Source organism: Pseudomonas sp. P4_D7, assembly GCF_056401755.1.
On sequence record NZ_JBFUIR010000008.1, the window covers coordinates 69,702 to 83,335 of the forward strand.

Annotated in this window: 13 protein-coding genes; 6 read left to right on the plus strand and 7 right to left on the minus strand. The window is 60.8% G+C overall.

Annotated elements, in window-relative coordinates; all coding sequences use genetic code 11:
- Window positions 1-54: 54 nt before the first annotated feature.
- Together AC1DVF_RS08030 and yedA are read right to left on the minus strand one after the other, a co-directional pair.
- Window positions 55-1,392: an RNA helicase RhlE1 gene (locus AC1DVF_RS08030; RefSeq protein ID WP_093434676.1), complete on the minus strand. Its 1,338-nt coding sequence runs from the start codon at window positions 1,390-1,392 to the stop codon at window positions 55-57.
- 52 nt (window positions 1,393-1,444) lie between these two features.
- Window positions 1,445-2,380 (minus strand): drug/metabolite exporter YedA, encoded by a 936-nt coding sequence (gene yedA, locus AC1DVF_RS08035; protein WP_093434674.1) that lies wholly within the window; start codon window positions 2,378-2,380, stop codon window positions 1,445-1,447.
- Between the two features lie 163 nt (window positions 2,381-2,543).
- On the opposite strand from yedA, the gene AC1DVF_RS08040 reads away from it, so the two are divergent.
- A complete protein-coding gene (locus AC1DVF_RS08040) occupies window positions 2,544-2,999 on the plus strand; it encodes an Lrp/AsnC family transcriptional regulator (RefSeq protein WP_460089036.1) in 456 nt (151 codons plus the stop codon).
- 128 nt (window positions 3,000-3,127) lie between these two features.
- Here AC1DVF_RS08040 and AC1DVF_RS08045 read toward each other — a convergent pair whose 3' ends face one another.
- The 3 genes from AC1DVF_RS08045 to AC1DVF_RS08055 all read right to left on the minus strand — a co-directional run bounded on the left by AC1DVF_RS08045 (window position 3,128) and on the right by AC1DVF_RS08055 (window position 5,148).
- Entirely contained in the window at window positions 3,128-3,733 is a 606-nt protein-coding gene (locus AC1DVF_RS08045; protein WP_477782293.1) for a 3'-5' exonuclease, read from the minus strand.
- A gap of 41 nt (window positions 3,734-3,774) precedes the next feature.
- A complete protein-coding gene (locus tag AC1DVF_RS08050) occupies window positions 3,775-4,254 on the minus strand; it encodes a LabA-like NYN domain-containing protein (protein WP_003228475.1) in 480 nt (159 codons plus the stop codon).
- A 138-nt stretch (window positions 4,255-4,392) separates the two neighbouring features.
- Window positions 4,393-5,148, minus strand: coding sequence for a DUF2076 domain-containing protein (locus tag AC1DVF_RS08055; protein ID WP_477782322.1), 756 nt, complete (start codon window positions 5,146-5,148; stop codon window positions 4,393-4,395).
- 178 nt (window positions 5,149-5,326) lie between these two features.
- On the opposite strand from AC1DVF_RS08055, the gene AC1DVF_RS08060 reads away from it, so the two are divergent.
- From AC1DVF_RS08060 to AC1DVF_RS08070, 3 genes are all read left to right on the plus strand, one after another.
- Window positions 5,327-6,001 carry a YciC family protein gene (locus AC1DVF_RS08060; RefSeq protein WP_093434664.1) on the plus strand — a complete coding sequence of 225 codons (675 nt, stop codon included), beginning with the start codon at window positions 5,327-5,329 and terminating at the stop codon, window positions 5,999-6,001.
- Window positions 6,002-6,076: 75 nt separating this feature from the next.
- A complete protein-coding gene (locus AC1DVF_RS08065; protein WP_477782294.1) occupies window positions 6,077-7,156 on the plus strand; it encodes an endonuclease/exonuclease/phosphatase family protein in 1,080 nt (359 codons plus the stop codon).
- A 51-nt stretch (window positions 7,157-7,207) separates the two neighbouring features.
- Window positions 7,208-8,128 (plus strand): WaaS/CpsH family glycosyltransferase, encoded by a 921-nt coding sequence (locus tag AC1DVF_RS08070; RefSeq protein ID WP_116255893.1) that lies wholly within the window; start codon window positions 7,208-7,210, stop codon window positions 8,126-8,128.
- Between the two features lie 67 nt (window positions 8,129-8,195).
- Here AC1DVF_RS08070 and hrpB read toward each other — a convergent pair whose 3' ends face one another.
- Window positions 8,196-10,715: an ATP-dependent helicase HrpB gene (gene hrpB / locus AC1DVF_RS08075; RefSeq protein WP_477782295.1), complete on the minus strand. Its 2,520-nt coding sequence runs from the start codon at window positions 10,713-10,715 to the stop codon at window positions 8,196-8,198.
- A gap of 364 nt (window positions 10,716-11,079) precedes the next feature.
- Between hrpB and AC1DVF_RS08080 the strand changes: the two genes are divergently transcribed.
- Window positions 11,080-11,499, plus strand: a complete 420-nt coding sequence (locus tag AC1DVF_RS08080) for a hypothetical protein (RefSeq protein WP_016986146.1) — start codon at window positions 11,080-11,082, stop codon at window positions 11,497-11,499.
- A gap of 12 nt (window positions 11,500-11,511) precedes the next feature.
- Window positions 11,512-12,420, plus strand: a complete 909-nt coding sequence (locus AC1DVF_RS08085) for a cation diffusion facilitator family transporter (RefSeq protein ID WP_093434645.1) — start codon at window positions 11,512-11,514, stop codon at window positions 12,418-12,420.
- Here the strand turns inward: AC1DVF_RS08085 and AC1DVF_RS08090 are convergent.
- Window positions 12,414-13,475 (minus strand): DUF6515 family protein, encoded by a 1,062-nt coding sequence (locus AC1DVF_RS08090; protein ID WP_477782296.1) that lies wholly within the window; start codon window positions 13,473-13,475, stop codon window positions 12,414-12,416. The two genes, AC1DVF_RS08085 and AC1DVF_RS08090, sit on opposite strands and share 7 nt — an antisense overlap.
- Between the last annotated feature and the right edge of the window lie 159 nt (window positions 13,476-13,634).

Below are 13,634 nucleotides of genomic sequence, written 5' to 3' on the forward strand. Positions count from 1 at the left end.
CCCAATCAGTCCCCTCTCCCCCTGGGAGAGGGTTAGGGTGAGGGGCTTTTGACTTTAAGGCTTACGCTTACGCGGCCCGGTATTAAACACCGGCACTTTACGCACAGGCTTGACCGAAGGCTCCGGCGCCTGCGTCTCGCCGCTGTCGACCCACTTGCCCAGATTACGCTTGCCGCCACCACCGGAAGCCTTCGGCTTCTTCGGTTTTTTCGGCTTCTTGATCACCTGACCACTGGCATCGGTATCCGGCACGCGATGCTCCGGTTCGAAATCCGGCTCGTTCTGGCGTTTCAAGGTCTGGCGCGTCAGCATTTCAATCGCCGACAACATGTTCACTTCATCCGCGCACACCAGCGAGATCGCTTCGCCCGTCGCGCCAGCACGACCCGTGCGGCCGATACGGTGAATGTAGTCTTCAGCCACGATCGGCAGATCGAAGTTGATCACCAGCGGCAGATCTTCGATATCCAGGCCCCGCGCCGCAACGTCAGTCGCCACGAGAATCTGCACTTCACTGAGTTTAAAACGGTCCAGCGCACGCTGACGGGTCGCCTGAGGTTTATCACCATGGATACCGTCGGCATTCACGCCCAGGCCCTGAAGTTTTTCCACCAGCGCATCGACACCATTACGGGTCTTGGCGAACACCAGCACCTGCTTCCACTTGTTCTTGCGCATCAGGTGCACGAACAGTTCGGCCTTGCGCTTCTTGTCCACCGTGACGATCCACTGCTTGACCGTATTGGCCGCGACGTTGCGCGGGCTGACTTCGACGGTCAGCGGATCGTTGAGCATCTGCCCGGCGAGCAGGCGGATGTCATCGGAGAAGGTTGCGGAAAACAGCAGGGTCTGGCGCTTTTTCGGCAGCATGCGGTAAATGTTCGCCAGTTCTTCGGAGAAGCCCAGGTCGAGCATACGATCGGCTTCATCCAGCACCAGAGTCTGCAACTGATCGAGTTTCAGCGCGTTCTGGCGGAACAGGTCGATCAGGCGACCGGGCGTGGCGACCAGCACATCGACGCCGCCGCGCAGCTTCATCATCTGCGGATTGATGCTGACGCCGCCGTAAACCGCATAGGTACGCAGCGGCAGGTTTTCGGCGTACTGACGCACAGACTCATGAACCTGCTCGGCCAGCTCACGGGTCGGCACCAGAATCAGTGCACGCGCCGAGTTGGCAGCGACTTTCGGCCCTTCCATGGCCAGCAACTGCAGCAGTGGCAAGGCGAAACCGGCGGTTTTGCCAGTGCCGGTCTGAGCGGCTGCCATCAAGTCACGACCGGCCAGCACGGCCGGAATGGCTTGCGCCTGAACCGGCGTCGGGGTCTGGTAGCCGAGCGTCTCGAGGGAGCGCAGCAAGGGTTCGATCAGGCCAAGGGTGGCGAAAGTCATGGGAGTACCGTAGGAAAAAATAACGCAGGCATGCAATGCCGCGCAGTTTACCCTAATTCGTACGCGTTTCTGTGGGAACGGCTGTCGGCGCCACGACTGGCGGCTGTGCCGGACGGCGCCACTGCGGCAGTCCGATCAACACCACCGCGCTGATGATCACCAGCATCGCCAGCGCTTCTTCGATGCCGATGGTCTCGCCGACAAACACAATCCCCAGCAACACCGCGACCGCCGGGTTGACGTAGGCATAACTGGTCGCCGCCGCTGGACGCACGTGCTTGAGCAAATACATATAAGAGTTGAAGGCGATGATCGATCCAAAGAAGATCAGGTACGCCAGCGCCAGCCAGCCTTCAACTGGCGGCATTGCTTGCAGACGCTCGCCACTGACGGCGCTGCCGATCAGCAGCACCACACCGCCGACCAGCATTTCCACCGCGCTGGCCATCGCGCCCTGTGGCAACGGCAAATGTCTGCTCCACACCGAACCGAACGCCCAGGTTGCCGCCGCGAAAATCAGCAATGCTGCGCCCAGCGGACTCGATTGCAGGTTCGAGCCCATGTTGAGCATGGCAATACCAACAATCCCCAACGCCACCCCGGCCCACTCCAAGCGGGTATTGCGCGCTCCCCAGAAATAACCACAGAGCAACGTGAACAACGGCACCGTCGCCACCGCCAATGCTGCAACACCGGAAGCCACGCCCGTGTGCTCGGCCACGCTCACCGCGCCATTACCGAAACTGAGCAGCAAAATCCCGATGATCCCCGCCGCCTTCCACTGCGCCCAGGTCGGCGCCGGCGCCCCGCGCCAGCGCAGGAAGGCGTACATCAGGCTGCCGGCGATCACGAAGCGCACCCCGCCGAGCATCAGCGGCGGCCAGTATTCGACGCCGATGCGGATCACCAGATAGGTCGATCCCCAAATCACATACAACGCAAAAAACGCGGCGATCAGCGGCAAGGAAAAACGGCGCAAGGCAGGCATGGGCAGCTCGAAAGTCAGAGTCAGGGGATGGATTATTCTAGAAAGGCTGACGAGCAAAAATAAGTTACAAAACCTGTTTATAGGGCCGGTACACTTTTGAAAGAACGGAGATCATCGGAATAAACCGGGATTTCGAAAGTCTGGCATTTTCAGGAGTCCGGCCTTGGACAAATACGACCGCATGCTGCTCAGCGCCCTGCTGGAAAACGGCCGTGCGTCCTACGCCGATCTGGCGCGCAAGGTGAACCTCTCCGCCCCCGCCGTCGCCGAGCGCGTGGCCAAGCTTGAAGCGTCCGGGGTAATTACGGGATATGAGGCGAAAATCGATCTGTCGAAAATCGGTCTGCCAATCCAGTGCATGATCGAATTGCGCCTGCACCAGAACGGCAGCCAGAAGGTCTACGACGAACTGGTGAAAATCCCACAGTTGACCGAGTGCTTCCGAGTGACGGGCGATCCGTGCGTGATGATGAAGGCTGCGGTGGGGTCGATGACGGAGCTGGAGGCGTTGATCAATCGGGTGGCGAAGTTTGGCTTCAGCAAGACCTCGATTGTGTTGTCGAGCGCGATCGAAAAGCGCGTGCCGTTAGGCCAGATCGAAGGCAACGGCAAATCCTGAGGACGATGATGCCCCATGTGGGAGCGAGCTTGCTCGCGAAAGCGGTAGATCAGTCACATTGAAGTTGAATGACACACCGCATTCGCGAGCAAGCTCGCTCCCACAGGGGTTCTGTGTTGGGCTTGGGATCAGCGGTAGCGCTGCAGGTGTTCGCTGACTTTCGCGGCCGGGACTTTTTGCAGTTTGCACAGCAGGTCGTGCGATAGCTCGCTGACGCCGTGCTTGTGCCGCAACTCATCCGCCAAATGCGCCATCAGATTGGCCGCCATCTCGGCATCGGCCATGGCCCGGTGAGCCTGCCCCGTGTGCGGCAGGCGCGCAAACGTGGTCAGCGTACCCAACTTATGATTAGGCGCGGCCGGCATCAGCCGCCGTGCCAGCAGCAGCGAGCAGGCAAAGTTCTGCAACCGCGTGCGCTTGATCCGCCCCAGTTCAAAGTCCCAGAACTTCTGGTCGAACGAGGCGTTGTGCGCGACCAGCGGCGTGCAACCGACAAACTCATTGACCTCGTTCATCACCTGCTCGGCCGAGGGCGCGGTGCGCAACATGGCGTTGCTGATGCCGGTCAGTTGTTCGATGAACGCGGGGACTCGCACGCCGGAGTTCATCAGGCTCTGGTAACGCTCGACGATGCGGCCGTTTTCCAGCATGACCACAGCGATTTCCGTGGCGCGGCAGTTGCTGTTCGGCGACAGGCCAGTGGTTTCAAAGTCGATGACTGCAATGCGTTCCAAACCGGGTTCAACTCCGTACAAATCAATTCTTCAGTAACAGCTCAATTCTTCAACAACAGTGCGCCTTCGATCGGCACATAACGGCTGGCGGCGCGGATCAGCGAGTTGGCGGTCAGGCCGGGCACGCCATAGGCGACCGCTTGCACGCCGTGCTTGTTGATGATGCGTTCGAGCAGCATGTCGAAATCGCCGTCACCGGAAGCCAGGACGATTTCGTCGACGTGGTCGGCGGCGTCCATGATGTCGAGGGTGATGCCCACGTCCCAGTCGCCCTTGGCCGAGCCGTCGCTGCGCTGGATGTAGGGCTTGAGCTTCACGGTGAAACCGAGGTTGCGCAGGATCTGCTGGAACTGCTGCTGCTTGCTGTCGCCACGGTCGATCGCATAGGCGTAGGCCTCGACGATCTGCCCGTCCTTGCTGATGTCGGCCCACAATGCGGCGTAGTTGAAGTGACAACCATAAGCCTGACGCACGGTGTAGTAGAGGTTCTGCACGTCGGCGAACACTGCGATTTTTTTCACCGGAGTTCCTGTGGGCGCGCAAGCGCACGAAGCGGGATCAGGCGCCAGGCCCGAAAAAGGCGCTCAGTATGCCAGCCATCAGGAGGGTTCCGCGAATAATCGGCCCGGAGCCCTCAGGGGCTCCGGACGAATGGTGAATCAGACGAAGGAATCGTCGTCATCGAAGAACGATGAGTTGTCGTTGCCGTAGTCGGTGTCGGTGAAGCCGCCCTGGTCATTGCCAGAGAAGCCGTTATCGGCCACACGCGGGTCATCGCCCCAACCGTTATTGCTCTGGTCGGCGACCTGCGCCGGCTCTTCCTTGATCACTTCAACGATTTCTTCCGGCTGCTGGTTGTGATGGAACAGGCTGCTGATGCCCTGCGCCAGCATCACGCCACCGGCCACACCGGCGGCGGTTTTCAAGGCACCGCCGAGGAAGCTGCTGCCGGCCGCCGGAGCGGCTTGCTGCGCATAGTTAGGCGGCGCTGCGCCGAAGTTCTGTTGTGGCGCGGGGGCCGCGTAATTCTGTTGCGCTGCCGGTTCGCGCCAGCCGCCAGTCGAGGCTGGGGCGCTCTGGGTCGGCGCCGGACGCGGGCTGCCACCAAAAATGCTCGACAGGAAACCACCGCCGCCGCTCGGCGCCGGTGCGGCACTCTGCGCCTTGGCCGCTTGCAACTCGGCCTGCAACTGCTGGACTTGCTGAGTCAGTTGCTTGTTCTGCTCGTCGAGGCTCTTGAGCGCTGCCTCTTGCACCAGAATCGCCTGGGTCATGAAATAACCTGCCGCCGGCTGGCGGGTCAGGTGTTCCTTGATCCGCGCCTCGGCCTGGGCGTCGCGCGGGGCTGCCTCCGTTTCGGCCTGTTGCAGCCGGGAAAACAGTCCATCGATCAGGGTTTGCTCTTCGCTGTTCATGGCGACCTCGTAGATTGCCGGGGATAACATTGCCCTCGTCCACGTTGGCCGAGGTGCTCTCCTGTAATGGAGACGGTGACAAAACGTTTCAATGACCTTTACCGAATGTTTACGTTTGTGTCGCGCCAGCCATCATCGGTTAAAGTGAGCCACTGTTTTCGACCTGCGATACCGACTGATGAATGCCCTCGAAGTGCTGCGCGACTCTCTGTATTTTTTCAAACGCCATTTGGGCAGCATCGTGCGGTTGTGCCTGCCGCTGGTGATTTTCGAAGCATTCCTGCAACAAGTGGTCGATCACGCCAGCGGGCCGGATAACATCTCGGCGATCAGCATCGTCGTTGGTCTGTTGGTGTATCCGCTGTACACCGCCGCACTGATCCTCTTTCTCGATGCGCGCAGCCGTGGCGAGGCGCCGCGCAACCGCGATCTGCTGGCGATGGCCGCCACCCTTTGGCCGCGCTTCGCGTTGCTCACGGCGCTCAATACCTTGCTGATTCTGCTGGGCCTGTCGCTGTATTTCCTGCCGGGCCTGATGCTGATGGTGATGCTCGCGTTCGGCGAATACCTGCTGGTACTGCGTGGTATGGGGCCTTTGCAGGCGATGAAGGAAAGCCTGCGCCTGACCCGCGGACATTTCTGGCGGATCCTGCTGTGCATTCTCTGCGTGATGACGCCGCTGTGGTTGCTCAAAGGCGCGACACTGGCGGTGTACCCCGAGCCGCAGAATCCTGTGATCGCCATTCTGATCGACAGCGCTCACAGCTTCCTGCAACTGTTCACCAGCGTGGTGCTGTTTCGGCTGTTCATGCTGATCAGCGAATTGCCTGACAAACGCGACAGAGCCATCTGAGCGCACTGCGCTTGGGCTTCGAGACGACCGTCAGGTATGCTCGGGGCCACTTTCTGTAACGCTATAAGCCGAGCCATGACCCGTCTACTGCGCTACACCCTGTTGCTTGTCGTGCTCGCCATCATCCTGATCGGCGGGCTGCTGTTCAGCCTGACCTGGCGCCCCGACGCCCGCGAAACCTTGCCGGTCAGTTGCACCGCCACAACGCCGACGCTGGTGCCCGGGCAGGCGCTGAAAGTCATGACCTGGAACGTGCAATACCTGGCCGGCAAACGCTACGTGTTCTGGAATGATCTGGCTCAGGGCGATGATGAAGCGCCGACGCTGGAAGACATGGCCTTCAGCCTCGACGAAGTGGCGCGAGTGATCCGCGACGAGCAGCCCGATCTGGTGCTGTTGCAGGAGCTCGATGACGGCGCCAAGGCCAGTGATTATCAGGATCAGCTCAAACTGTTGCAGGAACGGGTCGCCGATCTGTATCCGTGCAGCGCCAGTGCGTTCGACTGGAAGGCCGAATTCGTCCCCGACCCGCACATTTACGGCAGCGTCGGCCGGCAACTGGCGACCCTGAGTCGCTACCGCATCGAACACGCCGAACGCCTGCAATTGCCGGTCGCTGCCGCCAACTTCATCAACCGCCAGTTCCAGCCGAAAGACGCCCTGCTCGCGACCAAACTGCCCCTGAGTGACGGCGGGCAACTGACCGTATTCAACACCCACCTTGAACGCTCCAGCCAACCGGGTGACACCGCGCTGGCACAATTGACCGCCGTAGCCAAAGTGCTCGATAAGTATGAGAGCCAAGGCCTGCCGTGGCTGATCGGCGGCGATTTCAATCTGTTGCCGCTCGGCCAGTACCGCCGCCTGCCTGCCAAACAGCGCACGCCCTACTCCGCCGACAGCGAACTGCATCTGCTGTGGGACAAGTACCCGATGATCCCGACCAACAACGAAGCCAGCGGCATCGACCGTGCGCACTGGCTGACCCACTACCCCAACGACCCCGGCCTGAATGGCCCGGATCGCACGGTCGACTATCTGTTTTACAGCCCGAAGATCAAGCGGGTCGAAGCGAGGGTGCGCCAGGACGACACGTTGCGCATCTCCGATCACCTGCCGGTGATTGYGCGCTTCCTGCTGCCGGCGGCGCCATAGGCTGGGCCGAGGATCATCGCCCCGTCGCCCGAATTGACGATATGGAATCCCATGAAAATCTTATTGGTGTGCAAGGACATTGGTGGTTACGCGCGCAAACTGGCGGACTATCTGATGATCGACAACGACGTGTGTTTCATCGATACGTCATCGATGCAGAACAGCTTTGATCAAGCGCCGAAAATCCTGCGCCGCCCACTGAGACGCTGGGCGCAGATACGCCTGTTCAACAAAGCCATCGCTGCGCATGGACGTTTCGATGTGGCACTCATCATCAACCCGGCCCAGATCGATGCAAACCAGTTGGCCGCCGGACTCAAGGTCTCCGACCACAAGATCGCCTACCTCTACGACAGCTTCAGTCGTTGGCCGATGACTCGCGAAGCCCTTACCGGTTATGACGAGGTGTTTTCCTTCGACCCGGAAAATGCCGAAAGCTACGGGCTGAAAAAACTCTACAACTTCATTTACGACGACTACATCGCGGACGGTGAGCCCGGTGAGTACTCGGCGTTTGTGGTGATGGCGGGCAAGGATCGGGTGCCGGCACTTGCCGGTCTGGCCGAGGAATTCGATCGCCTCGGGCTGACCGATTACAAGTTTCTGGTTCAGTCCAAACCGGTTCAGGGGGCGCATCCGGGCATCACCTTTTTCGAGCAAAGAATGTCGCTGGAGTCGGTAGGGGAGCTGGTCAAGCGCTCACGGATCATTCTCGACATTGCCAAGCCCGGTCAGGCGGGATTGAGTTTCCGGTTCTTCGAAGCCATGGCCTCACGGAAAAAAGTCATCACCACCAACAAGAGCGTGGTCGACTATGACTTTTACAACCCAGCGAACATTCTGGTGATCGATGAGGCCAACCCGGTGATTCCGGAACGGTTCATTACTGATCCGTATGTCGATGTGCCTGAGCACATCTACCAGAAGTACACCTTGCAGGGGTGGGTCAAAACGGTCTTTTCGCGTTCATGAAATGACATCGCAGGCAGCCCCACCACGAAACCCTGTGGGAGCTGCGCAGGCTGCGATTTTTTACTCTTCAGGTGCCGCGCGGTTTGGCCCGCGCCGTGGCTTCGGCCACCAGCGGATCATCCGGCCAATAATGCTTCGGATAGCGACCCTTCAAATCCTTTTTCACCTCGGCATAGGTGCTGCGCCAGAAGTTGGCCAGATCCTGCGTCACCTGCACCGGTCGCCTTGCTGGCGACAACAGATGCAACTTGACCACCTGCCGCCCGCCGGCAATGCGCGGGGTATCGGCGAGCCCGAACAACTCCTGCAAACGCACCGCGAGAATCGGTGGAAACTCGCTGTAGTCCAGACGAATCGACGACCCCGACGGCACGCTCAGATGATGTGGCGCCAGCTCATCGAGCTTCTGCGGCAGCGGCCATGGCAGCAAGTTACGCACAATGCTCGACAGGTCGAGGTTGGCAAAATGACTGAGCCGCGAGACCTTGCCCAGATACGGCATCAGCCAGTCTTCGAGGGTGTTCAGTAATGTCGCATCGCTGACATCCGGCCACTGACTGTCGTCCTGATGGTTCAATTCCAACTGGCGCAACAACGCCACCCGCGCCTGCCACTGACGCAATTCCGGCGTCCACGGCAACAGCTCCAGCCCCTTGCGCCGCACCAGATTGACCAGCGCCTGACTGCGCGCATTTTCATCAAGGCCGGTCAACGGTTCACGGCTGAGAATCAGCTCGCCGACCTTGCGCTGGCGCTCGGCGCGCAGCACACCTTCGCGCTCGTCCCAGTCGAGTTGATCAACGTTGCGCACCTGTTCGCCAAGCACTGAATCGAACAGCGCCGGATCGAAATCCGCCGCCAGATAAATGCGTTCTTCGCGCTGGCCCTGACGGCTGCCGAGATCGGCGATGACGATCCACGGCTCTTTCATCAGGCTGTCGGCTTCGGCGAACAGCGCCGCGCGACCGTTGGCCAGACGATATTCGGCGCCACCGGCACGCCGCTGTTGCGCGACGCGGTCCGGGTAGGCCAGCGCCAGCAAGGCGCCGAGCCAGCGCGGATGATCGGGATCGCTGACCGGCTCGCTCGCCTTGCCGCGCAGATAACCGCGATATTGCCGCGCCAGTTGCCGGGCGCGCTGCACACCACCCTGCGCACCGCGAGCAGCGCGTTCTTCGCCGGATAGCAGGACCAATCGACTGTGCAAATCCGCCCCGGCACCGCGCAAGATATCGCGCTCGCCCAGCAGCGCGGCGACATCGCAGGCCATGTTCGCCAGCCCCAGCGCCTGACCGCGCAGGAGCAAATGCCCGATGCGCGGATGCGCCGGCAACTCAGCCATGGCCCGACCGTGAGTGGTCAGCGTTTCCCCTTCCAGCGCACCGAGCCGTTGCAGCAAATCCTGCGCCTGTGCATAAGCCGCCGCTGGCGGAACATCCAGCCAGACCAGTTCACCCGGCGTGACACCCCAGCGCCCCAATTGCAGCGCCAGGCTGGCGAGATCCGCCGAAAGAATTTCCGCACTGCCATACGCGGCCAGTTGTTCGTGCTGATCCTGCGACCACAAGCGATAGCAAACGCCCGGCTCCAATCGCCCGGCGCGGCCCGCACGCTGGGTGGCGCTGGCCTTGGAAATCCGCTGAGTATCGAGGCGGGTCATGCCGCTGCCGGGGTCGAAACGCGGCACTCGCGCCAGCCCGGCATCAATGACTACGCGCACGCCGTTGATGGTCAAACTGGTTTCGGCAATATTGGTTGCCAGCACCACTTTGCGCTGGCCGGTCGGCGCCGGGTCGATGGCGGCACGCTGGGCGTTGAGGTCCAGTTCGCCGTGCAATGGGCACAGCAAAACATCACTGCGCTCATCGATGGCGTCGGCCAGTTGTTGATGGACGCGACGGATTTCCGCCTGCCCCGGCAGGAACACCAACAGGCTGCCGGTTTCGTCATGCAACGCTTCGAGCACGGTTTGCGTAACGCGCTGATCGATGTACTCGCCGGGCTGATACGGCCGGCCCCAGCGCATCATCACCGGGTACATGCGGCCTTCGCTGCGCAGGATCGGCGCGTCATCCAGCAACCCGGCCAGACGCTCGCCTTCCAGCGTGGCCGACATCAGCAAAATCTTCAGCGGCTGTTCAGCCCGGAACAGCTCGCGACCGTTCAGACTTAAGGCCAGCGCCAGATCGGCGTCGAGGCTGCGTTCGTGAAATTCGTCGAAGATCAGCAGGCCCACGCCTTCCAGCGCCGGATCATCCTGCAAACGGCGGGTGAGAATGCCTTCGGTGACCACTTCGATACGCGTATTGGGGCCGACCTTGCTATCGAGACGAATGCGATAACCGACGGTTTCCCCGACCTTCTCGCCCAACTCGCTGGCCAAACGCTCCGCTGCTGCACGCGCGGCGAGACGGCGCGGTTCAAGCATCAGAATGGTCTGCCCGGCCAGCCACGCTTCATTGAGCAAGGCCAAAGGCACGCGGGTGGTTTTACCGGCGCCCGGCGGTGCTTCGAGCACGGCTTCGTGGCGTGTCGCAAGGGCTTCACGCAGGGCGGGTAAAACATCATCGATTGGCAAAGAAATCATGCTGGCTCCCCAGGGCGTGCCCACAGTAAATTGCGAGTCGCGTTAAAGTTGTGAGCGTGCCAGGCAAGGCGCGGGACGCAGGTAAGGGTCGTTTCCTTGCCAAGTCCCGCAACGCAGCACGGCGCGCTCACAGCTTTAGCCCGTAGGGCCGAACCCCGATAGGATTCATTAGCCTTCACGCGGTGTCGATCTGGAGAAAACAACTTCAATCCTCAACGTATTTCGGTAGGGGTGAGACGAGGCCGCAATTTACTGTGGGCATGCCCTGCCAGGCCCGAGTATAACGGCGAACTGCTAGGCGTTCGTCAGGGTCTTAACTTCACACGACTACGCTTCGTTCTTAGATGAATCAGGAGATTTCCCCATGCGCTTACCTTTTCGCCTGATCGGCGGTGTACTGGTCGCCACCCTGCTCACGCAAATCACCGCGTGCGGTTCGATTTTCTACCCGGACCGGCGCGGGCAGATCGACGGCAAGATCGACCCGGCGATTGCCGTGCTCGACGCCGTGGGCCTGCTGTTCTACATCATCCCCGGCCTGATCGCGTTTGCCGTCGACTTCGCCACCGGTGCGATCTATTTCGAACCGGGCCACACTGCACAGATCGACCCGGCCAAACTCAAGCAAGCCATCGGCCCGGACGGTCAGGTCGATAATCACAAGTTGCAGGCTATTCTCGAAAGCGAGTTGGGCCGAGATTTCCCACTGGATGATCCGCGCCTGATTCAACACAAGGGCAGCACTCAACAACTGGCGATGTTCGGCCTGCAACCCGCCGCTTAAAAAGGACGTTCAATGACATCCAGCCCCGAACACGCCCGCCTGCTCAGGCTGGCGACCCGCGCCTCGGTAGCGGTGGCGTGCACGCTGATCATCGCCAAAGCCATCGCCTGGTGGCTCAGCGGCTCGGTGAGCATGCTCGCCGGCCTTACCGACTCGGCGCTGGATGGCATCGCTTCGCTGCTCAATCTGCTGGCCGTGCATTACGCGCTGCGCCCGGCCGATGACGATCATCGTTATGGTCACGGCAAGGCGGAGTCGCTGGCAGGGATGGCGCAGGCGCTGTTCATTGGCGGCAGCGCGGTATTGATCGCGTTTCAAGCCTATGAACGCATCCAGCATCCGGAACCGCTCGGCGCACCGTGGATCAGCATTGGCGTGATCATTTTCTCATTGCTGCTGACGGTGGCCTTGCTGGTGCTGCAGCATCGAGTGATCAAGCAGACCGGTTCCAACGCCGTGCGTGCCGACTCACTGCATTACCGATCCGACCTGTTACTCAACGGCAGTATTCTGGTGGCGCTGGTGTTGGCCGGGTTCGGCTGGCATCAACTGGATGCCTGGTTCGGCCTCGGCATTGCCGCCTATATCCTGTGGAGTGCGATCCAGATCGCCCGGGAAAGTTTTTCGGTGCTAATGGATGAAGAACTGCCAACCGACGTCAGTCAGCACATGCTCGAACTGGCCTGCAGCGTGCCGGGGGTGTTGGGCGCGCATGACTTGCGCACGCGGATCTCCGGCAACCACTGGTTCGTGCAGTTGCACCTGGAATTGCCGGGGGAATTGACCCTGTCAGTGGCCCACGGCATCAGCGATCAAGCCGCCGATGCGATTCACAAGGCCTACCCGCGAGCCGAAGTGCTGGTGCACGCCGACCCGCAGGAAGTGGTCAAGTCAGAACGGGCGCAAACCCGGCTTCAGTAACTGACCTGATAACCGCGACTGCTCAGGCAATTCCCTTGAGCCTGGCGGTAGGCCTGCACCACTTCGGGTGCCGGTTGATACGTCGCGGTGCGCGGGTCGAAACCGCTTTGCTGCACGGCGTACTGATAGCACTGGTATCCATCCTGCTGCACCTGCTCCGGCGACTGGCCGTTGGCCGGATAGGCTTCGACGTCATAGCCTTGGGATTGCGGCTGCGGTTGCGGCTGAACCGGCGGCTCGACGACTACATAATCCTGGGTCGCCTCCTGATACGCGTAGTAGGCACCGGCGGCGAGGAACAATAGCGAACCGCCGATCCACACTTCACGGGCGTAATCGGGCAAATACTGAATGCGAATCCCGCGTGGCGGCTGCACAACGATGTAGCGCGGGCCTTGCGGGCGATACCAGTAGCCTGCGGAGTAGAAGTAATCCTGACCGCGATACGGCACGCGGTAGTCACGATCCGGGAAACGGTCGATCACATGCCCCGGTCGATATTGCGGACCAGGCCCCCAGCCATTGCCATGACCATCCGGACGGCCCGGCCAGCGATTGTCATTGGGTCGGTTACCGGTCTGCCATTGCTGATTGTGATAACCGTTTTGCGGGCGCTCGTCGCGGTAGTAACCCTGTCGCGGTTCCTGGGTCTGGCGCACGGTATCGGGCCGTGGCTGGATCGGCAGGCTGTTGGCCGGCAGTTGTGGCGGTGGTGGCGGCTGGCGCACCGGGTTGGGGTTGTACGCCGGACGGTTCTGGTCGTGGTTTTGCCACTGGCCATTGTTGTTGTGCTGCTGGCCGTTGTGCTCGAACTGGCGACTGTTGTCGCCACGAATGATCTCGTTGTTCTGCGGGCGCGGCTGATTCTGCTGTGGCTGATTATTCTGCGGACGCGGCTGATTGTTGCCGCCATGGCCCTGATTATTGCCCTGATGGTCCTGGCCATGGCCACCGCCCTCCGGCCCGCGATTCTGCGGTTCATCGGCAAGCGCTTGCGCACTGACACTCACACACAGCAAACCAACACCGGCAAGACGCCAGATGCGCGAATTCATGCTTTTTCTCACTGCGGGGCCTGTAAATGTAAGAGGGCTTGTCACTAAGACCGGGAATACACACACCGGGTTCTGCAACAGGTTATCAGTCACGCAACTTATTTACTGAGCGTCCGGCATGAAATCGCAGGCAAGAAAAAAGGGAGACCCGTCGGCCTC